This window comes from Variovorax paradoxus NBRC 15149 (genome assembly GCF_001591365.1).
In the GTDB taxonomy this organism is placed as follows: Bacteria; Pseudomonadota; Gammaproteobacteria; order Burkholderiales; family Burkholderiaceae_C; genus Variovorax; species Variovorax paradoxus.
This window is the reverse complement of record NZ_BCUT01000007.1, coordinates 577,685-596,661: the sequence shown is the minus strand read 5'-3', so window position 1 is coordinate 596,661 and position 18,977 is coordinate 577,685. Positions and strand designations below refer to the sequence as shown.

The 18,977-nt window shown below is 68.4% G+C and carries 22 protein-coding genes; 9 read left to right on the top strand and 13 right to left on the bottom strand.

The genetic code is table 11. From position 1 onward, the window contains the following. Nucleotides 1–41: 41 nt before the first annotated feature. The 11 genes from VPA02S_RS28385 to VPA02S_RS28345 form a co-directional block, all read right to left on the bottom strand. Nucleotides 42–257 (bottom strand): TOBE domain-containing protein, encoded by a 216-nt coding sequence (locus VPA02S_RS28385; RefSeq protein ID WP_007829250.1) that lies wholly within the window; start codon nt 255–257, stop codon nt 42–44. Between the two features lie 62 nt (nt 258–319). Further along, nucleotides 320–1,606 (bottom strand): O-acetylhomoserine aminocarboxypropyltransferase/cysteine synthase family protein, encoded by a 1,287-nt coding sequence (locus VPA02S_RS28380; RefSeq protein WP_018904523.1) that lies wholly within the window; start codon nt 1,604–1,606, stop codon nt 320–322. Nucleotides 1,607–1,642: 36 nt separating this feature from the next. Then, nucleotides 1,643–2,473, bottom strand: coding sequence for an ATP-binding cassette domain-containing protein (locus VPA02S_RS28375; RefSeq protein WP_018904524.1), 831 nt, complete (start codon nt 2,471–2,473; stop codon nt 1,643–1,645). After that, nucleotides 2,470–3,444 carry an aliphatic sulfonate ABC transporter substrate-binding protein gene (locus tag VPA02S_RS28370; protein WP_018904525.1) on the bottom strand — a complete coding sequence of 325 codons (975 nt, stop codon included), beginning with the start codon at nt 3,442–3,444 and terminating at the stop codon, nt 2,470–2,472. The genes VPA02S_RS28375 and VPA02S_RS28370 overlap by 4 nt, the downstream gene beginning before the upstream one ends. Nucleotides 3,445–3,455: 11 nt before the next feature. Continuing rightward, nucleotides 3,456–4,310: an aliphatic sulfonate ABC transporter permease SsuC gene (gene ssuC, locus VPA02S_RS28365; RefSeq protein WP_012748076.1), complete on the bottom strand. Its 855-nt coding sequence runs from the start codon at nt 4,308–4,310 to the stop codon at nt 3,456–3,458. A 12-nt stretch (nt 4,311–4,322) separates the two neighbouring features. Next, a complete protein-coding gene (gene ssuD, locus VPA02S_RS28360; protein WP_018904527.1) occupies nt 4,323–5,492 on the bottom strand; it encodes an FMNH2-dependent alkanesulfonate monooxygenase in 1,170 nt (389 codons plus the stop codon). Between the two features lie 22 nt (nt 5,493–5,514). Next, nucleotides 5,515–5,661 (bottom strand): hypothetical protein, encoded by a 147-nt coding sequence (locus VPA02S_RS32045; RefSeq protein ID WP_169804851.1) that lies wholly within the window; start codon nt 5,659–5,661, stop codon nt 5,515–5,517. Next, the gene (locus tag VPA02S_RS28355; protein ID WP_012748079.1) at nt 5,661–6,620 is read right to left on the bottom strand and encodes a sulfonate ABC transporter substrate-binding protein; all 960 of its coding nucleotides are present in this window, start codon (nt 6,618–6,620) and stop codon (nt 5,661–5,663) included. The genes VPA02S_RS32045 and VPA02S_RS28355 overlap by 1 nt, the downstream gene beginning before the upstream one ends. Nucleotides 6,621–6,661: 41 nt before the next feature. Continuing rightward, on the bottom strand, nt 6,662–6,796 hold the full coding sequence (locus VPA02S_RS32325; protein ID WP_012748080.1) for a hypothetical protein: 135 nt from the start codon (nt 6,794–6,796) through the stop codon (nt 6,662–6,664). Between the two features lie 118 nt (nt 6,797–6,914). Further along, a complete protein-coding gene (ssuE, locus tag VPA02S_RS28350) occupies nt 6,915–7,499 on the bottom strand; it encodes an NADPH-dependent FMN reductase (protein ID WP_018904529.1) in 585 nt (194 codons plus the stop codon). Between the two features lie 49 nt (nt 7,500–7,548). Beyond that, nucleotides 7,549–8,586 (bottom strand): sulfate ABC transporter substrate-binding protein, encoded by a 1,038-nt coding sequence (locus VPA02S_RS28345; RefSeq protein ID WP_012748082.1) that lies wholly within the window; start codon nt 8,584–8,586, stop codon nt 7,549–7,551. 137 nt (nt 8,587–8,723) lie between these two features. On the opposite strand from VPA02S_RS28345, the gene VPA02S_RS28340 reads away from it, so the two are divergent. The 5 genes from VPA02S_RS28340 to VPA02S_RS28320 all read left to right on the top strand — a co-directional run bounded on the left by VPA02S_RS28340 (nt 8,724) and on the right by VPA02S_RS28320 (nt 14,070). Further along, nucleotides 8,724–8,996 carry an oxidative damage protection protein gene (locus VPA02S_RS28340; protein ID WP_012748083.1) on the top strand — a complete coding sequence of 91 codons (273 nt, stop codon included), beginning with the start codon at nt 8,724–8,726 and terminating at the stop codon, nt 8,994–8,996. Between the two features lie 7 nt (nt 8,997–9,003). After that, complete coding sequence (gene mnmC / locus VPA02S_RS28335) at nt 9,004–10,866, top strand: bifunctional tRNA (5-methylaminomethyl-2-thiouridine)(34)-methyltransferase MnmC2/FAD-dependent 5-carboxymethylaminomethyl-2-thiouridine(34) oxidoreductase MnmC1 (RefSeq protein WP_018904530.1); 1,863 nt, start codon at nt 9,004–9,006, stop codon at nt 10,864–10,866. Between the two features lie 33 nt (nt 10,867–10,899). Beyond that, nucleotides 10,900–11,799, top strand: coding sequence for a transglutaminase family protein (locus VPA02S_RS28330; RefSeq protein ID WP_230537788.1), 900 nt, complete (start codon nt 10,900–10,902; stop codon nt 11,797–11,799). A gap of 184 nt (nt 11,800–11,983) precedes the next feature. Continuing rightward, complete coding sequence (locus VPA02S_RS28325; protein WP_018904531.1) at nt 11,984–13,492, top strand: alpha/beta hydrolase family protein; 1,509 nt, start codon at nt 11,984–11,986, stop codon at nt 13,490–13,492. An 89-nt stretch (nt 13,493–13,581) separates the two neighbouring features. Beyond that, entirely contained in the window at nt 13,582–14,070 is a 489-nt protein-coding gene (locus tag VPA02S_RS28320) for a YcxB family protein (RefSeq protein WP_018904532.1), read from the top strand. Between the two features lie 6 nt (nt 14,071–14,076). Here the strand turns inward: VPA02S_RS28320 and VPA02S_RS28315 are convergent, their stop codons facing one another. Both VPA02S_RS28315 and VPA02S_RS28310 read right to left on the bottom strand, forming a co-directional pair. Beyond that, nucleotides 14,077–15,573, bottom strand: coding sequence for a sensor histidine kinase (locus VPA02S_RS28315; RefSeq protein ID WP_018904533.1), 1,497 nt, complete (start codon nt 15,571–15,573; stop codon nt 14,077–14,079). Beyond that, a complete protein-coding gene (locus tag VPA02S_RS28310; RefSeq protein ID WP_018904534.1) occupies nt 15,573–16,301 on the bottom strand; it encodes a response regulator transcription factor in 729 nt (242 codons plus the stop codon). Before VPA02S_RS28310 ends, VPA02S_RS28315 begins: the two co-directional genes overlap by 1 nt. A 97-nt stretch (nt 16,302–16,398) precedes the next feature. On the opposite strand from VPA02S_RS28310, the gene VPA02S_RS28305 reads away from it, so the two are divergent. The 4 genes from VPA02S_RS28305 to msrA all read left to right on the top strand — a co-directional run bounded on the left by VPA02S_RS28305 (nt 16,399) and on the right by msrA (nt 18,972). Further along, nucleotides 16,399–17,031 carry a cytochrome b/b6 domain-containing protein gene (locus tag VPA02S_RS28305; protein ID WP_018904535.1) on the top strand — a complete coding sequence of 211 codons (633 nt, stop codon included), beginning with the start codon at nt 16,399–16,401 and terminating at the stop codon, nt 17,029–17,031. A gap of 1 nt (nt 17,032) precedes the next feature. Further along, the gene (locus tag VPA02S_RS28300; RefSeq protein ID WP_018904536.1) at nt 17,033–17,824 is read left to right on the top strand and encodes a molybdopterin-binding protein; all 792 of its coding nucleotides are present in this window, start codon (nt 17,033–17,035) and stop codon (nt 17,822–17,824) included. 102 nt (nt 17,825–17,926) lie between these two features. Further along, nucleotides 17,927–18,178, top strand: a complete 252-nt coding sequence (locus VPA02S_RS28295; RefSeq protein ID WP_012748092.1) for a pentapeptide MXKDX repeat protein — start codon at nt 17,927–17,929, stop codon at nt 18,176–18,178. 92 nt (nt 18,179–18,270) lie between these two features. Continuing rightward, nucleotides 18,271–18,972, top strand: coding sequence for a peptide-methionine (S)-S-oxide reductase MsrA (gene msrA, locus VPA02S_RS28290; protein WP_018904537.1), 702 nt, complete (start codon nt 18,271–18,273; stop codon nt 18,970–18,972). Nucleotides 18,973–18,977 lie beyond the last annotated feature (5 nt).

The following is an 18,977-nucleotide window of genomic DNA, read 5'->3' as shown; positions in this document are numbered from 1 at the left end:
CGCCAACACGGCGCCGGGTTGTTCGCAAGCTTGAGGGTCCGTCAAAGCTTCGCGATCGAAACCTCCGTCGACTTCACGAGCGCGACCACGTCGGAGCCCACCTTGAGCTGCAGCTCGTCGACCGAGCGCGTGGTGATGACCGAGGTCACGATGCCCCAGGCGGTTTCGACGTCGACTTCGGAGACGACGTCGCCGCGGATGATTTCGCGGACCTTGCCCTTGAACTGGTTGCGGACATTGATGGCTTGGATGGACATGGTGTTTCTTTCTCTTTGAGGTTGAAGGAAGGGTTCTGGCATGAGGAACAGGGGCAAGGCGCTCACCCCGCGGCAGCCAGCGCCTGGTCGAGGTCGGCGATGAGGTCGTCGATGTGCTCGATGCCGACCGACAGGCGCACGGTGTCTTCCGTGACGCCGGCCCGCGCCAGCTCTTGGGGCGAGAGCTGCCGGTGCGTGGTGGAGGCCGGGTGCGTGGCGAGCGAGCGCACGTCGCCGATGTTCACGAGCCGCGTGAAGAGCTTGAGCGCATCGAGAAACTTCGCCCCGCCCTCGCGGCCGGCGCCGATGCCGAAGGTCAGCACGCCACTGGACCGGCCGCCGAAGTACTTCTTTGCCAATGCGTGGTCGGGATGGTCCTCGAGCGCCGCGTAGTTGACCCAGTTGACGGCCTTGTGCGTCTTCAGGTGCTGGGCCACCGAAAGCGCATTGCTGCTGATGCGGTCCATGCGCAGCGCCAGCGTCTCGATGCCCTGCAAGATCAGGAAGGCGTTGAACGGCGAGATCGCCGCGCCCGTGTTGCGCAGCGGCACCACGCGCGCGCGGCCGATGTAGGCGGCCGGGCCCAGCGCCTCGGTGTAGACCACGCCGTGGTAGCTCACGTCGGGCTCGTTCAGGCGCCGGAAGCGCTGCTTGTGTTCGGCCCACGGGAACTTGCCCGAATCGACGATGGCGCCGCCGATGCTGGTGCCGTGGCCGCCCAGGTACTTGGTGAGCGAGTGCACCACGATGTCGGCGCCATGCTCGATGGGCCGGCTCAGGTACGGCGAAGGCACGGTGTTGTCCACGATCAGCGGCACGCCGTGGCGGTGCGCGATCTCGGCGATGGCCGCAATGTCGGTCACGTTGCCGGCCGGGTTGCCGAGCGATTCGACGAACACCGCCTTGGTCTTCTCGTCGAACAGCTTCTCGAAGCTTGCGGGATCGCGGTGGTCCGCGAAGCGCGTGGTGATGCCGAACTGCGGCAGCGTGTGCGCGAACAGGTTGTAGGTGCCGCCATACAGCGCGGTGCTGCTGACGATGTTGTCGCCCGCCTCGGCAATGGTCTGGATCGCATAGGTCACGGCCGCCTGGCCGGAAGCCAGCGCGAGTGCCGCGATGCCGCCCTCGAGCGCGGCCACGCGCTGTTCGAGCACGTCCTGCGTCGGGTTGTTGATGCGGGTGTAGATGTTGCCCGGCACCTTCAGGTCGAACAGGTCGGCGCCGTGCTGCGCGCTGTCGAAGGCATAGGCCACCGTTTGATAGATGGGCGGCGCCACGGCGCGCGTGGTCGGCTCGGGCGAGTAGCCGGCGTGCACCGACAGGGTTTCGAATTTCCAGTTCTGCGACATGCGACTGCCTTTCTTCTTTGTGGATGAACGATGGATTCAGATCGCCCAGCGCAGCGTGTGCGCCGAGGGCTGCAGCCAGTTGGCGTCCGCGGCGGCGGATTCGGCCTCGCCGGGCTTCTGCAGCACGCGGTCGAGGATGCGTTTCTCGATGGCCGCGAACGCCGGGTCGCCCTGCGAGCGCGGCCTGGCGAGCGCAATGTTCTCGTCGAGCGCGATGCGCCCGTCCTCGATCAGGATCACGCGGTCTGCAAGCGCCACGGCCTCCTGCACGTCATGCGTCACCAGCAGCGCGGTGAAGCGGTGGCGCTGCCACAGGTTCTCGATGAGACGATGCATCTCGATGCGCGTGAGCGCGTCCAGCGCGCCCAGCGGCTCGTCGAGCAGCAGCAGCCGCGGGTGGTGCACCAGCGCCCGTGCGAGCGCCACGCGCTGGCGCTGGCCGCCCGACAGGCGCGCCGGCCATTCGTTCTCGCGGTCGGCCAGGCCCACCTGCGCGAGCACCTCCTTGCCGCGCGCCTTGGCCTCGGCGGGCAGGCCGAGCGTCACGTTGTCGAGCACGCGGCGCCAGGGCAGGAGGCGCGCTTCCTGGAACATGATCCGGGTGTCGTCGTGCAGGCCGTCGATGGCCTTGCCGTCCGTGTAGAGCCCGCCGGCGCTGGCCTTCTCGAGCCCCGCAACCAGCCGCAGCAGCGTGCTCTTGCCGCAGCCGCTGCGCCCGACGATGGCGATGAACTGCCCCGGCTCGATGGCGAGCTGCGTGTTGCGCAGCACCTCGCGTTCGCCATAGCGCTTGTGCAGCCCGCGCGCCTCCAGGCGCACGCCGCCCGCAATGGCCAGCGGCCGTGTGTCTTTCAGAACAGCATTCATGATGATTTCAGGCCCGGTTGGAAGAGCGCCACGTCGAGCGCGTTGATCTTTCTAGGCAGCAGCTTTTCCGCGAAGAAGGCATCGGCAATGCGCTGCTGTTCGGCCAGCGCCTCGGCCACCACCGGGCGCACCGCGTAGCTGCGGCGGGCGTTGGCCTGCTCGATCGTTGCCGCGTCCAGGCCCCACACGGGCGACAGCAGTGCCGCGGCCTCCTTCGGGTTCTGCTTGACCCATCGGCCGGTTCGCTCGAGCTCGGCATAGACCACGCGCAGCACGTCCGGGCGCGCCTTCGCGAACTTGGTGCTGGCGAGGTAGTAGCGCTGGTACGAGGCGATGCCCGTGCCATCGGCCAGCACGCGCACCCTGGCCTGGCGCTGCGCGGCCGCCAGGAACGGGTCCCACACGACCCAGGCGTCGATGGCGCCGCGCTCGAAGGCGGCACGGCCGTCGGCCGGCGTCAGGTAGGCGGGATCGATGTCCCTGAAGGACAGGCCAGCCTTCTCCAGCGCCGCGATCAGCAGGTAGTGCGCGCCGGCCGCCTTGGCGAAGCCGACCTTCTTTCCCTTCAGGTCGGCCACCGACCGGAGCGGCGAGTCCTCGCGCACGAGAATGGCCTGCGCGGCAGGCGACGGCGCTTCCTGCGCGACAAAGGTCAGGTCGGCGCCGGCGGCCTGCGCGAACACCGGCACGGTGTCGGCCACGTCGGCACTGATGTCCAGGTTGTCGAGGTTCAGCGCCTCGAGCAGCGGCAGGCCGCTGGTGAACTCGTGCCAGCTCAGCGTGGCGTTGAGCGGGGCGAGCTGCTTTTCGAGCGTGCCCTGCACCTTCAGCAGCGCGATCAGCGTCGAGGACTTCTGGTAGCCGAGCCGCACGGTAAGGGGCCGCGTGGCCCCGCCCTGCGCAAACGCGGCACCGGCGCCCAGTGCGCCCAGCGTGGCGATGGCCGCGCGCCGCGAAATGATGTTCTTCATGTGCCCTGCCCTCACTTCGCCGTCTTCTTCTGGTAGCCCGGATGCCAGCGCAGCCACCATTGCTCCAGCCCGCGCGCGAACAGGTCGGCCAGCTTGCCGAGCAGCGCATACAAGAGGATGCCCACCAGCACGATGTCGGTCTGCAGGAACTCGCGGGCGTTCATCGTGAGATAGCCGATGCCGGCCTGCGCCGAGATGGTTTCGGCCACGATCAGGATCACCCACATCAGCCCGAGCGAAAAGCGCAGGCCCACCAGGATGGACGACAGCGCGCCGGGCAGGATCACCTCGCGGTACAGCTGCCAGCGCGAAAGCCCGTAGGTGCGCCCCATCTCGATCAGCTGCGGATCGACGTTGCGGATGCCGTGAAAGGTGTTGAGGTAGATCGGAAAGAACACCGACACCGAGATCAGGAACAGCTTGGCCGACTCGTCGATGCCAAACCACAGGATCACGAGCGGAATCAGCGCCAGCGCGGGGATGTTGCGCACCATCTGGATGGTCGAGTCGAGCAGCGTCTCGAAGAACTTCACCGAGCCCGTCAGAAGGCCCAGCACCAGCCCCGTGCCGCCGCCGATCGCAAGGCCCGCGAGCGCGCGGCCCGCACTCACCTTGACGTGCGTCCAGAGCTCGCCCGACACGGCCAGCGCCCAGGCGGCCTTGACCACGTCCACCGGCGCCGGCAGCACCCGCGTGGAGAGCCAGCCCAGCGACGAAGCGATCTGCCAGAAGACGATCAGCCCCACCGGCACCAGCCACGGCACCAGCCGAACCGCCACGCTGGCGCCGAAGGCCTTGAACGCGCCGCCGGTGGTTTCTTCCGAAGAAGACGCGACCGCCGGCAGTTCCTGTACCTGTTCCGTCATGGGAGATCCTTCTTAGCTTTGGGAGGCGAGGCGCGAAGGCGCATCGAGATTGGCAACGACTTCGCCGAACGGCCCGCTCAGCGAGCCGCCCGCGAGCCGCGACTGCGCCTTGCGCGAGAGCAGCGGGAACACCAGCTCGGCGAAGCGGTAGGCCTCTTCGAGATGCGGGTAGCCCGAGAGAATGAATTTGTCCAGGCCGAGCGCCGCGTATTCCTCGATGCGCGCCGCCACCGTCTTGGGGTCGCCCACCAGCGCCGTGCCCGCGCCGCCGCGCACCAGGCCGACGCCGGCCCAGAGGTTGGGAGAAATCTCGAGCTCGGCGCGCGAGCGCCTGGCGCCGCCGGCATGCAGCGCGGCCATGCGGCGCTGGCCTTCGGAATCCATGCGGGCAAAGGCGGCCTGGGCGCGGATCACGGTCTCGTCGTCGACGCGGCTGATCAGCTCTTCGGCGGCCTTCCATGCGGCGTCTTCGGTCTCGCGCACGATCACGTGCAGCCGGATGCCGAACTCCACCGTGCGGCCCTTGCGCGCGGCGCGGTTGCGCACGTCGGCGATCTTCCTGGCCACCTCGGCGGGTGGTTCGCCCCAGGTGAGATAGGCATCGACCTGCTCCGCCGCAAGCTCGTGCGCGGCGGCCGACGAGCCGCCGAACCACACCGGCGGATAAGGCTCCTGCACCGGCGGATAGAGCAGCTTCGCGCCCTTCACGCTCAGGTGCCGGCCCTCGTAGTCGAAGGCCTGCCCGCTGTGGCTGCGCGCAAGGATCTCGCGCCAGATGCGGATGAACTCGGCCGATTGCTCGTAGCGCTGCGCATGGTCCAGGTACACGCCATCGCCTTCGAGCTCGGCCTGGTCGCCGCCGGTGACCAGGTTCACGAGCAGGCGGCCGCCCGAGAGGCGGTCGAATGTCGCGGCCATGCGCGCGGCCAGGCTGGGCTGGTGCAGGCCGGGGCGCACCGCCACCAGGAACTTGAGATTCTTGGTCGCGCCGATCAGGCTCGAGGCAATCACCCACGGGTCTTCGCAGGAGCGGCCGGTGGGAATCAGCACGCCTTCGTAGCCGAGCTGGTCGGCCGCGCCCGCGATCTGCTGCAGGTAGGCCAGGTCGATGGGCCGCGCACCTTCGCTGGTGCCGAGATAGCGGCTGTCGCCATGGGTGGGGAGAAACCAGAATATCTGCATGTCGTCTTTCGGTGGTGCTGCGTCAGATCGCGAACAAGGCGCCGCGCACGCGGGGCAGCGCGCAGCGCGAGCGCGGCGATGCGGTGCGGACGCGCCGCTCGGCAAGGCCCCAGGCGCGCGTGGTCGTGGCGAGCACGCGGGCGGCGCGCTCGCGCAAGGCTTCCGGCATCACGCGATGCCCGCCGCGGCGGCCTCGAGCACGCTGATCCTTCGGGGGATCAGCTTCAGGTCGAAGAAGGTGTCCGCGATCTTCTGCTGCTCGGCGAGCACGGCCTTGCTGATGGGACTGGTCCCGTAGGCCGCGCGTGCCACCGTCAGTTCGGCCACCGGCTTCGGCAGGCCCCACAGGGCCGCGAACTCGGCGGCAAGATCGTCCTTGTGGGCGGTGCCCCAGACGTCGACCTTGTTGATCTCCTCGATCGCGATGGCCAGCACGTCGGCGTTCTTGGCCGCATAGCCGAGCGACGAGAAGTAGTAGCCACGGTTGCCGACCACGCCGGTCGCGTCGGCCAGGACGCGGGCCTCGAGCGATTTTTCGGCGGCGGCAAGGAACGGATCCCAGATCACCCAGGCATCGACCGAGCCCTTTTCGAAGGCCGCGCGTGCATCGGCCGGCGGCAGGAAGACGAGGTTCAGGTCGCTGTAGGCAAGGCCGTGCTTCTCGATCAGCTTGGCGATGAAGTAGTGGACGTTCGAGCCCTTGTTGAGCGCGACCTTCTTTCCCTTCAGCTCGGCCACGGTCCTGATGGCCGAGCCCTTGGGCACCAGCACGGCCTCCGACTGGGGCCGCGGCAGCGTGGTGGCCACGTAGGCCAGCGGCGCGCCGGCGGCCTGCGCGAAGATCGGCGGCGCCTCGCCCACATCGCCGAAATCGATGGAGCCGACGTTCAGGGCTTCGAGCTGCACGGGGCCGGCGGTGAACTCGGTCCACTTCACGGCCACGCCGAGCGGCGCCAGCCGCTTCTCGAGCGTGCCGCGGCCCTTGAGAATGCTGAGGGCGCCCTTCTGGTGGCCGATGCGCAGCTGCCGCGCCGGCGCCTGGGCCAGCGCGGCGAAGGAAGGCAATGCGATTGCGGCGGCAGCGGCGCCCTGCAGCAGGCGGCGGCGCGGGATGGAGATGGAAGTCATGGACTCGTCCTTTTCGAATGCGGATGCGGATGCAGGCGGCCTCAGGCCGAAATGAAGCCGACGATGAGCGCGATGGCGGTCACCACGATCGTGCTGATGGCCAGGTCCCGCAGCGCCTTCCAGATGGAGCGGGGCTGCGCGTCGAGCGCGGAGTCTTCGGTGGCAACGGGGTTCATGCGTGATTCCTTGTGCAAAAACTTCGGGCAAGGCTGCGCCCTGGCCGCGCAAGACGCGACTTCAAAAACGGGAACAGGAATGGGGCTGGCCGGACTCGGGTTCGATCAAGAACCCGTTCTAGACACTACATCGCACCCTGGAGAACGGCACGGGCTCGAAGCCGTGCGTGGCAGGCAGCTTCAGCCCTTCGGTCGCGAGCACCTCGACGGCCTCGTTGAGCCGCTCGGCCAGGTCGGCATGCACCTGGTAGGCGTTCTCGGGCGTGAGTGTGATCTGCGAATCGGTCGCGTAGACGCCCGGCAGGATGTGGCGCGCCGACAGCGCATGCAGCACCGGCCGCAACGCGTAGTCGAGCGCGAGCATGTGGTGCGGGCTGCCGCCGGTGGCCAGCGGCAGCACGGTCTTGCCCTTGAGCGCGTTCTGCGCCAGCAGGTCGAGAAAAACCTTCAGCACGCCGCTGTAGGCGGCCTTGTAGACCGGCGTCGCCACCACGACCACGCGCGCATGCGCCACCTGCGCAATCGCGCGCTCGATGGCCGGATGGTTCCAGTCCGCCAGCAGCAGCGCCTGGGCCGGCAGGTCGCGGATCGCGAGCCGCTCGATGCGCGCGCTGCGGCCGGCCAGCCGCTCGCCCACGGCCTCGAGCAATGCGCTGGAACGCGAAGGTGCGGAGGGACTGCCGGCAATCAGGAGAACGGACACAGGGGACTTTCGGTTTTCTTCGGGATTTCGCTTCGAGGTGCGAGGCGGATTACTTCTGCTTGGCCGTGTAGATCTGGTCGAACGAAGCGCCGTCGGCAAAGTGCTCCTTGTCGGCCTTGGCCCAGCCGCCGAAGGCCTGGTCGATGGTTACCAGCGTGAGCTTGGGAAACTGCTTGTCGTACTTGGCCTTGGCCTTTTCCGAGGTCGGGCGGTAGAAGTTGCGGCCGGCAATGTCCTGGCCTTCGTCCGAATACAGGTACTTGAGGTATTCCTCGGCCACCGCGCGGGTGCCCTTCTTGTCGACCACCTTGTCGACCACCGCCACGGTGGGCTCGGCCAGGATCGAGATCGACGGCACCACGATCTCGAACTTCTCGGCGCCGAATTCCTTCAGCGCCAGGAAGGCTTCGTTCTCCCAGGCCAGCAGCACGTCGCCCACGCCGCGCTGCACGAAGGTGATGGTGGCGCCACGCGCGCCGGCATCGAGCACCGGAACGTTCTTGAACAGGCTGCCGATGTATTCCTTGGCCTTGGCGTCGCTGCCGTACTTGCGCTTGGCGAATTCCCAGGCAGCCAGGTAGTTCCAGCGCGCGCCGCCGGAGGTCTTGGGGTTGGGCGTGATCACCTGCACGCCGGGTTTCACGAGGTCGTCCCAGTCCTTCAGGCCCTTGGGATTGCCCTTCTTGACCAGGAACACGATGGTCGAGGTATAGGGCGCCGAGTTCTGCGGCAGGCGCTTTTGCCAGTCGGCCTTGACGAGGCCGCCGTGCGTGGCGAGCGCGTCGATGTCGCCACCCAGCGCCAGCGTGGCAACGTCGGCATCGATGCCGTCGATGATCGAGCGCGCCTGCTTGCCCGAGCCGCCGTGCGACTGCTTGATGGTCACGTCCTGGCCGGTCTTGCCCTTCCAGTATTTGGCGAAGGCGCGGTTGTAGTCCACGTAGAGCTCGCGCGTCGGGTCGTACGACACGTTGAGCAGCGTCACGGGGGCCGCGCCCTGCGCGAACGACGGCAATGCCGTCAGGGCCATGGCACCGGCCACGCCGGCACCCAGGGAAAGCTTGATAAAGTCGCGGCGAAGGCTCATGGTGTCTTGCTCAAAAAGGCATATCAATGAAGCTGCGTATTCTCAATACGACATATAGAAACTGGAACGACCGAGTTTTCAGTTCTAAATAGCCAAATCAACTAAGCAACCGCTTTCCCCACCAGAGGCAATCAAAAATGGCACGCATGGTTCAGTGCATCAAGCTCGGCAAAGAAGCCGAAGGGCTCGACTTCCCGCCCTATCCCGGGGAATTAGGCAAGCGCCTGTGGGAAAACGTCAGCAAGGAAGCCTGGGCCGCCTGGCTCAAGCAGCAGACCATGCTGGTCAACGAAAACCGGCTGAACCTGGCCGATCTGCGCGCCCGCCAGTACCTGGCCCGCCAGATGGAAAAGCACTTCTTCGGCGAAGGCGCCGACGTCGCGCAGGGCTACGTCCCCCCCTCGAACTGAGCCCGTCTTGGCCGCCGAGCCCGTCGCCTGGCGCGCCGACGGCGTGCCGTTGAGCGAGCGCTTCGGAGACATCTATCACACCGAAACCGGGGCGCTGGCGCAGTCGCGCCACGTGTTCCTGGGCGGCTGCGGCCTGCCCGGCGCCTGGTCCGGGCGGCCGCAATGGCGGATTCTCGAAACCGGATTCGGGCTCGGCCTCAATTTCCTGACAAGCTGGCAGGCCTGGCGCGCGGATGCGAACCGGCCGCGGATGCTGCACTACGTCTCCATCGAGGCGTACCCGGTCGGCCCTGAAGACCTGCTGCGCGCCGCCGGGGCCTACCCCGAGCTGATGCCGCTGGCCGAGCAACTGGCCGCGCAGTGGCACGGGCTGCTGCCGGGCTTTCACCGGCTGGCCTTCGACGCCGGCCGCGTGCTGCTCACGCTGTGCATCGGCGACGTGCAGCCGATGCTGCGCGCCCAGCGCTTCGAGGCCGACAGCCTCTTCCTGGACGGCTTCAGCCCGCAGCAGAACCCCGCCATGTGGTCGCCCGACACGCTGAAGGCGGTGTCGCGCTTTGCGCGCCAGGGCACGGGCCTTGCCACCTGGACCTATGCGCGTGCGGTGCGCGATGCGCTCTCGCAGAACGGTTTCCAGCTCGAAAGGCGGCCAGGACTGCCGCCCAAGCGCGACTGCCTCGCCGGCGTGTTCGCGCCGGCCTGGACGGTGCGCCGCCGTGGCCCCGCGCCCGAGCAACTCGAAGCACCGGGCCGCTGCGCCGTGATCGGCGCCGGGCTGGCCGGCGCGGCCGTGGCCGCCAGCCTGGCACGGCGCGGATGGCAGGTCACGGTGCTCGATGCGGCCGAACGTCCGGCCGCCGGTGCGTCCGGACTGCCGGTCGGCGTGATGGCGCCGCATGTCTCGCCAGACGACGCCCTGCTGTCGCGGCTCACGCGCGCCGGCATCCGCGCGACCTGGCATGAACTGGAACGCCTGCTGGAGGAAGGCCGCGATTGGCGCGCCAGCGGCGTGCTGGAGCGCCGGCCCGAGGGGGACACGCGCGTGCCCGCCGGGTGGAGCGACAGCGGCCCCAATGAATCGTGGCCCGCAAGCGCCGCGCAATTGGCAGAGGCCCGCTTGCCGGCCGATGCACCGGCCCTCTGGCATGCGCGCGCGGGCTGGGTGCGGCCGCAGCGGCTGATCACGGCCTGGCTGCGCGGGCCGGGGATCGAGTTCCGCGGCAACGCACGGGTCGCACGGATGGCGCAAGGCGGCGGCACGTGGCAGCTGTTCGATGCGGCGGACCGGCTGCTGGCGGAGGCGGAGCGTGTGGTGATCGCCGCGGGCTTCGAATCGGGCCGCTTCGCACCGGGGCTTCCGCTGCAGCCCGTGCGCGGCCAAGTCATGTGGGGCGCGATGGCGGCGGATGACGGGCTGCCCCCGACACCCGTCAATGGCGACGGCCACCTGATCGCGCACGTACCCGCCGCCGGCGACGGCACCCAGCTCTGGCTGGCCGGCGCCACCTTCGACCGCGACAGCACCAATCTCGAGGCGAACGGCGCCGATGCCGCCGCCAACCGCGAGCGCCTGGAGCGGCTGCACCCCGCCGCGGCCGCCGCACTGGCCGCGAGCTTCGATCGGGGCCAGGTCCACGCCTGGGTCGGCGTGCGCTGCGCATCGGGCGACCGCCGCCCTCTGGTCGGCCCGCTCGATGCCGATGGTGCAGCCGGTGCGCCAAGTCCCTGGGCCTGCACCGCGCTGGGCTCGCGCGGCCTGAGCTTCGCGGCCCTGTGCGCCGAACTGCTGGCCGCGCAATGGCATGGCGAACCGCTGCCGCTGCCGGCCAACCTGGCCAAGGCGCTCTCGACCGCGCGAACGCAAGCGTAGGCGCTACCGCGCCAAGGCCCCAGAATGCAGCGCATGGCCATCCAATACGACATCACGCACACCACCGTCTACCGCTACAAGAAGCCGGTCACCTTCGGTCTGCACCGGGTGATGTTCCGCCCGCGCGACAGCCACGACCTGCGCGTGCTCGCGACCGACCTGCAGGTGAGCCCCGAGTCGTTCACGCGGCTGATCCAGGACCCGCATTCGAACTCGGTCGCGCTGGTGCAGCCCATGGGCGAGGCCACGGAGCTGCGCATCGTGTGCTCCTTCACCATCGAGCACGTGCCGGCGCAGCAGGACCAGCTCGCGCTCGATCCGGCCGCCGAGTTCCTGCCCTTCGCCTATTCGGTGCAGGAGCGGCTCGACCTCGAGCACTACCTGCGCCCGCACCACGACGACGATGCCAACGGCACGCTGATCCGCTGGGCCCACCAGTTCCTGCACACCGACCAGCCCAACAGCACGCGCGAAGTGCTCGCGCGCATGAACGCGCACATCGGCCAGAGCCTCGAATACAAGGCGCGCGACGAGGAAGGCACGCAGACGCCGCTGCAAACACTGGCGCTGGGCAGCGGCAGCTGCCGCGACTACGCGCTCCTGATGATGGAGGCCGCACGGCGCCTGGGCATTGCCACGCGCTTCGTCTCGGGCTACCTGTACGACGCCGCGCTCGACCGCGCGGCCCAGGCGCCCGGCGAATCGATGACCGGCGCCGGCACCACGCACGCCTGGCTGCAGGCCTACCTGCCGGGCATCGGCTGGCTCGCCTTCGATCCCACCAACAACCTCATGGGCAGCGGCCAGCTGATCCGCGTCGGCGTCACGCGCGACCCGGCACAGGCCGCGCCGATCTCGGGCAGCTGGTATGGCGATGCCGAGGCCTACGACGGCCTCGAAGCCACCGTGGTGGTGACGCGCCGCAAGGGCTGACGCAGCGCGCGCGGGTGTCGCGCAGGGGATAGCAGCTACGGGAAAGCCCGGGCCGGTGCGCCCGGCAACGCCCCTACGCTGCGCCGCCGGTCCAGCGAAATAGCACGGTCGTTCTCTACGGCCGCGCGAGGCTGCGCTGCGCCGGGCTTCTTCCCAACAACACAAGAACGGAGAGAGACATCCCATGCATTCCGCACGCCTGACATTTCTTGCCCTTGCAGCCAGCCTTGCCGTCGCCTCCTGCGGCGGGGGCGGCGGCGGCAACGGCTTTGCCTTCATGCCATTGCCGCCGGCGCCGGCACCCGCGCCGCCGGCACCGCCTCCTCCACCTCCCCCGCCGCCCGAAGAAACCCGCCTGCAGGACAGCCGCAACTCCTTCGCGCCCGCCGATCCCGCGGCCACCACGTTCGCGGCGCTCGCCTCCGACGCCAGCGACGCCGTCGACAACACCACCACCAGCCGCTGGGCCGGCATGCTCGGCGGCGCGCAGTACCGCGTCGAGGTGCCCGCCAACTGGAACGGCAAGCTCGTGATGTACGCGCATGGCTACGCCGGCGAAAGCAACCTGCTGCAGGTGAACAACCCCTCCATCCGCCGCTTCCTGATCCAGAACGGCTACGCCTGGGCCGCCTCGAGCTACAGCAAGAATTTCTACGACGTGCGCGCGGGCGTGGAAGACACCAACGCGCTGGCCCTGCAGTTCAACGCCATCGCCAAGGCCAACGGCCGTGAGCTCGCGGCGCCTTCGAGGATCTACATCACGGGCCATTCGATGGGCGGCCACATCACGGCGGCAGCCATCGAGGACGAGGCCTACGCCACCGCCAACCACAAGATGAAGTACCACGGCGCGGTGCCGATGTGCGGCGTGATGGGCGACACCGAGCTGTTCGACTACTTTGCGGGCGCGCAGGTCGCCGCGCAGGCGCTGGCAGGGCTGCCCAAGTATCCGAGCGTCAACTGGCTGGACATCCGGGCGCAGGTCACGGGCACGCTGTACACCGCGTTCCCAGGCACGCCCACGGCCACCGGCCTGAAGTTCGGCTCGGTGGTGAAGAACCTCACGGGCGGCGAGCGGCCGATGTTCGACCTGGGCTTCACGCAGGGCGGCTCGTTCGCAGCGGTATGGGGCGTGTTCGGCAGCGATGGCACGGTCAACGGCATCCTGAACCGGAGCACGCTCGACACCAACCGCTTCACCTACACCATCGACGGCGACGTGCCGGGCACCACGGCGCTGAACACCTCGGTGCTCAAGCTGACCGCGGCGGCCGATGCCAACCGCCTGCGCACCGACGGCCTGCGCTGGATTCCCAAGGCCAATGGCGAGTTCAGGATTCCGGTGGTCACGCTGCACACGCTGGGCGACCTGTACGTGCCCTTCAGCATGGAGCAGATCTACCACCAGCGCGTGGCGGCCAAGGGCAACGGCGGCTGGCTGGTGCAGCGCGCGGTGCGCGGCATCTCGCACTGCGACTTCACGATCGCCGAACAGGTCGAGGCCTTCGACGCGATGGTCAAGTGGGAGCGCGACGGCGTGAAGCCGGCGGGCGACGACGTGGTCACCGCGGCCACGGTGGCGGACCCGGCCTACGGCTGCACGTTCACGCGCCCGCTCGGCACGCTGGACGAAAGCCCCACCAGCAAGGCGACGCGTCCGGGCGCAGCCGCGGCACGCCCCTGCCCGCCCTGAGCGGCGGGACCGGCAGGTGGATCGGCAGATGCTGGGCGCCCGCGCTGTAGCATCGCCTCCACCCACAGGCCACCCACGAGCGCTGCACGATGACCGCGACATTCAGGATCTCCGAGGACGACTATGTCGACGCCATGAAGCTCTACGCGCGCCTGCCGCGCACAGCGCGCTGGCTCCTGGGGGCCGCGGCCGTGCTGCTCGTGCTGGCGGCGGTCTTCGGCACGCGGCAGGTCCAGGCGAGCGCGCTGGGCGGCCTGGCCGGCGGCGCGGGCGTGCTGCTGGCCATGCGCGTTTTCGTCATGCCGATGACGGCCCGCCGGCACTACCGCAAGTACAAGGCGATCCGCGAAGAGTTTTCTGCGGAGCTGCTGGACGACGCACTGCGCCTTCGCGCCCCGCACGGCGAGAGCCGGATCGTCTGGGCGAACGTGCTCAAGTGGCGGCAGGACGACCGCTTCGTGCTCATCTACCTGATGCCGCGCCTCTTCCATGCGCTGCCCAGGTCGGTGGCGTCGCAGGGCTTCGACCTGCCGGGGCTCATCGAGCGGCTGAACCGGCACGTCGGCCCCGAAGCCTGAGGCGCTTCAGGCGGCCGTGGCGCCGCCTAGCTGAAAGCGGAACACCGCCCCCTTGTCGGGCTGCTGCACGAGCCGGATGTCGCTGCCGTGCAGCTGCAGGATGCGCTGCACGATCACCAGGCCCAGCCCGCCGCTGCCGGAACCGTCGCTGCGCGCCCCGCTCAAGAACACCGGGCGCACGAAGAGCCCCTTCTGCAGCTCGCCCGGAATGCCCGGGCCCGTGTCGCTCACCTGCACCGCCACGCCCGAGCTGGCGGGCCGCAGCTGCACCTCGATCTGGCCGCCGGCCGGCGTGTGGCGGATGGCGTTGTCCAGCAGGTTGGTCAGCACGCGCTCGATCATCCCGAGGTCGGCCGACACCACCGGCAGGCCCGGCGCGATGTCGGGCCTGAGCTGCTGGTGGCGCGCCTCGGCCGCGAGTTCGAATTTCTGGAACACGTCCTGCACGAGATCGGCCAGCGCGAAGTTCTCCTTCTCGGGCTTGACCACGCCGTATTCGAGCCGCGCCAGTTCGAACAGCTCCTGTGCGAGCCGGCCCACCTTGCGGCTCTGGCCGAGCGCGATTTCCAGGTAGCGCCGGCGCTCCTCTTCGCTCAGCGAGCCGGCCTTGAGCAGCAGGGTTTCGAGATAGCCGTGCAGTGAAGTGAGCGGCGTGCGCAGGTCGTGCGAGATGTTGGCGAAGAGCTCGCGGCGCTGCTGGTCCGAAAGCGTGAGTTCGCGCCATTGCTCGGCGATGCGGCGCGTCATCTGCGTGAAGGCCTGGCCCAGCAGCGCGATCTCGTCGCCGCCGCGCGAGAGCCGCGCAAGGGTGGGCGCCTCGCCCCCGGGCGAAGCCGGGCCTTCGGTCTCGAAGCGCTTGACGGCCTGGGTCAACTCGCGCAGCGGCCGCGTGATGAGCCGGAACGCCGCCAGGCCCGCAATGAGGCCGAGCAACGCCACCAGCGCCATCGACCAGAGCGTGGTGCGCAAGAGGTTGTCGGCCGCGAGCCTGGCCGCCAGCGCGTCGTAGTCCTCGCCCTGCAGCACCACGTAGACATAACCCGCATCCCGTCCGCCCACCTTGAGCGGCGCGGCGCTGAACACCTTGGCCGCATCCGCGCTGCGCGGATCGTCGCCCACGATGGGCAGCGCAGCACCCGACAGGAGCTTGCGGATCGGCTCCAGTGCCACACGGTCGCGCTTCAGGTGCCCGGGCGGCGCGGCCTGGGCCTCGATGCGGCCGTCCAGCCCCAGCAGGTAGACCTCCACGGCGGGGTTGACCGCCATCAGCTTGTCGAACAGGTCCTTCACCGCGGCCTGGTTGAGGCCGCCGGGGCGCATCAGCTCCGAGTTCTCGGCGATGTGCGCCGCCAGCCCCATCGACAGGCGCTGCACCACCTCCTGCCCGTGCAGCCCGCTCGCGCGCACCTGCAGCCAGGCCGAGGCGCCGCAGCAGGCCAGCAGCAGCAGCGCGAACACCACCGAGAGGCGGCGCGAGAGCGTGGCCCAACTGGCCCAGGCCATCACGCGCCCCCTTCCTCGCCGGCTCCGGTGGGCGAGAGCTTGTAGCCCCGCCCCCAGACGGTCAGGATGCGCCGCGGCTCGGCCGGATCGGCCTCGACCTTGGTGCGCAGCCGGTTGATGTGCGTGTTGACCGTGTGCTCGTAGCCGTCGTGCTGGTAGCCCCAGACCTGGTTGAGCAGGTCGAGCCGCGAGAACACCTTGCCCGGATGGCGCGCAAAGAAGTACAGCAGGTCGAACTCGCGCGGCGTGAGCTCGATCAGCCTGGCATCGACGCGCACCTCGCGCGCCACAGGATCGATGTCCAGGTTGCCCAGCGTGAGGCTGCCCGACTCCAGGCGGGCATTGCGCGCCAGCGCATCGGTGCGCCGCAGCAGCGCCTTGACGCGCGCCACGAGTTCCAGCACCGAGAAGGGCTTGGCCAGGTAGTCGTCGGCGCCCAGCTCCAGGCCAAGGATGCGGTGCACCTCGCTCGACCGTGCGCTGATGATGATGATCGGCGTATAGCGCGCCATGGCGCGGGCGCGGCGGCAGATCTCGAGGCCGTCCACGCCGGGCAGCATCAGGTCGAGCACCAGCGCGTCCCAATGGCCGCGCTCCAGTTCGCGCAGGCCCGCGTGGCCGTCCGCGGCGTGTTCGATCACATAGCCTTCGTCGCGCAGGTGCATGCGCAGCAGTTCGGCGATGTGGGCGTCGTCCTCGACGATCAGCACGCGTTTGGCAGTGTCCATGGCACCGATTGTCCCGCCAACCGGCTTTCGGAGTTATCACGATTAATTGAACTCTGCGTGATGAATCGGCCATGGGGTGCGCCCAAGAATCGGCTCCATGACCAGCACCGCCATCGCAAGCACCGCACCCGATGCCCGCCCCATCCACCCGCTGTGGATGCGCATCACGCACTGGCTCAATGCCCTTGCGGTGCTGGTGCTGGTGACGAGCGGCTGGCGCATCTACAACGCATCGCCCCTCTTTGAATTCCGCTTTCCGGGCGCGGTGACGCTGGGCGGCTGGCTCGGCGGTGCGCTGCAATGGCATTTCGCGGCCATGTGGCTGCTGGTGTTCAATGGCTTGGTCTACCTGGCGATCAACATCGCGAGCGGCCGGCTGGCCGCCAGGTTCTTTCCGGTCACGCCGGCCGGTGTCTGGCACGACGCGCTGGCCGCGCTCAAGGGCCGGCTCTCGCATGCCGACCCGCGCCGCTACAACAGCGTGCAGAAGCTGGCCTACCTGTTCGTGATGCTCGACATCGCCGTGATCGTGCTTTCGGGCCTCGTGCTGTGGAAGTCCGTGCAGTTCGCCGTGCTGCGCGACTTGCTGGGCGGCTACGAATTTGCGCGCCGCATCCACTTCTTCGGCATGGCCTCGCTGATCGCCTTCGTCGCCCTACACCTGGTGATGGTGGCGCTGGTGCCCCGCACCCTTCTCACCATGATCCGCGGCCGCGCGCCAAAAGCCTGATATGAGAATCTTCAAAGCCCCAAAGATGACCGGCGTCGATGCCGACGCCGTGGTGCGCGAGGCCCGCACACTGATCGCGAAGCAGCTCGACCAGCCCGCGCGCCGCGCCTTCCTGCAGCGCTCGCTGACGCTCGGCGGCCTTTCGCTGCTTACGGGATGCAGCATCAGCGACGACAGCCATGTGGAAGCGGCGCTCTCGAAGATCTCGCGCTTCAATGACAAGGTGCAGGGCCTCATTTTCAGCCCGACGCAGCTCGCCGAAACCTACCCGGAATCGATGATCACCCGGCCCTTTCCGTTCAATGCCTACTACGGCGAGGACGAGGTCCGCGAGGTCGACGAGGCCGGCTACAAGCTCGAAGTGACAGGCATGGTCGCCGACAGGCGCAGCTGGACACTGGCCGAGCTGCGCGCCATGCCGCAGCACGACCAGGTCACGCGCCACATCTGCGTCGAGGGCTGGAGCGCGATCGGCAAGTGGGGCGGCGTGCGCTTTGCGGACTTCCTGCGCCGCATCGGCGCGGACACCACCGCCAGGTATGTCGGCTTCAAGTGCGCCGACGACTACTACACCAGCATCGACATGCCGACCGCGCTGCACCCGCAGACGCTGCTCACGCTCAGCTACGACGGCCAGCCCCTGCCGCCCAAGTACGGCTTTCCGATGAAGCTGCGGATGCCGACCAAGCTTGGCTACAAGAACCCCAAGCACATCAAGGCGATGTTCGTCACCAACACCTATTCCGGTGGCTACTGGGAAGACCAGGGCTACAACTGGTTCGGAGGGAGCTGAGCCGCACCCGTGCGGCTCGACTGCCGATGAAAGCGCGAGGCCGTGTTCCCAGTGGGACCGCGCCATTCTCTTGAAAATGAAACCTCAACTGGAAGATTCCGAATGAACAAGCTCACTGCAACCCTGTTCGCAACCTGCATCGCCTTTGCCGGCGCCTCGGCCTTCGCCGCCGACGACATGGCGAAGGACGGCATGGCCAAGGATTCCATGGCCAAGGACGGCATGAAGAAGGATTCGATGGCGAAGGACGCCATGTCCAAGGACGGCATGAAGAAAGACGGCATGTCCAAGGACGGCATGAAGAAGGACGGCATGTCCAAGGACGCGATGGGCAAGGACGAGATGAAGAAGTAAGCAGCAGGGGTACGCGGCATTGACGCCCGCCGCAATCGGCGGCAATGTCGCTTCCACCGGCCTGGCCTCCAAGCCTCCTTCAAGGACAGCACATGAGATTCCCCGCACTCACCGCAGGCATGCTCGCCGCCGCGGCGCTGGCCTGGCATGCCGCACCTTCGGTCGCAGAGCCGGCCCGGCGCGTGCCGGCGGCCGCGGTCGACCTCGCCGCCCCGCCCACCCTGAAGTACGACACCGCCGTGTTCGCCGGCGGCTGCTTCTGGGGCGTGCAGGGCGTGTTCCAGCGCGTCAAGGGCGTGAACAACGCCGTGTCGGGCTACGCCGGCGGCGACGCCAAGACGGCGCGCTACGAGGACGTGGGCTCGGGCCGCACCGGCCATGCCGAGGCGGTGCGCATCACCTACGACCCGCGGCAGATCAGCTACGGCAAGCTGCTGCAGATCTATTTCTCGGTGGCGCACGATCCGACCCAGTTCAACCGGCAAGGGCCGGACGTCGGCCCTCAGTACCGCTCCACCGTTTTTGCCGAGAACCCTGAACAGGCCCGCGTTGCGAAGGCCTACATCGCGCAGCTGAACCAGGCGAAGACCTTCAACAGGCAGTTGGCCACCACCATCGAAATGTCGAAGCCCTTCTATGCGGCCGAGGCCTACCACCAGGACTTCCTCACGCGCCATCCGAGCCACGAGTACATCGTGTTCAACGACCTGCCCAAGATCGACGACCTGAAGAAGCTCTTTCCCGAAAGCTACCGGCCGACGCCGGTGCTGGTGAATGCGGCAAAGGGCGGCTGAAGCCC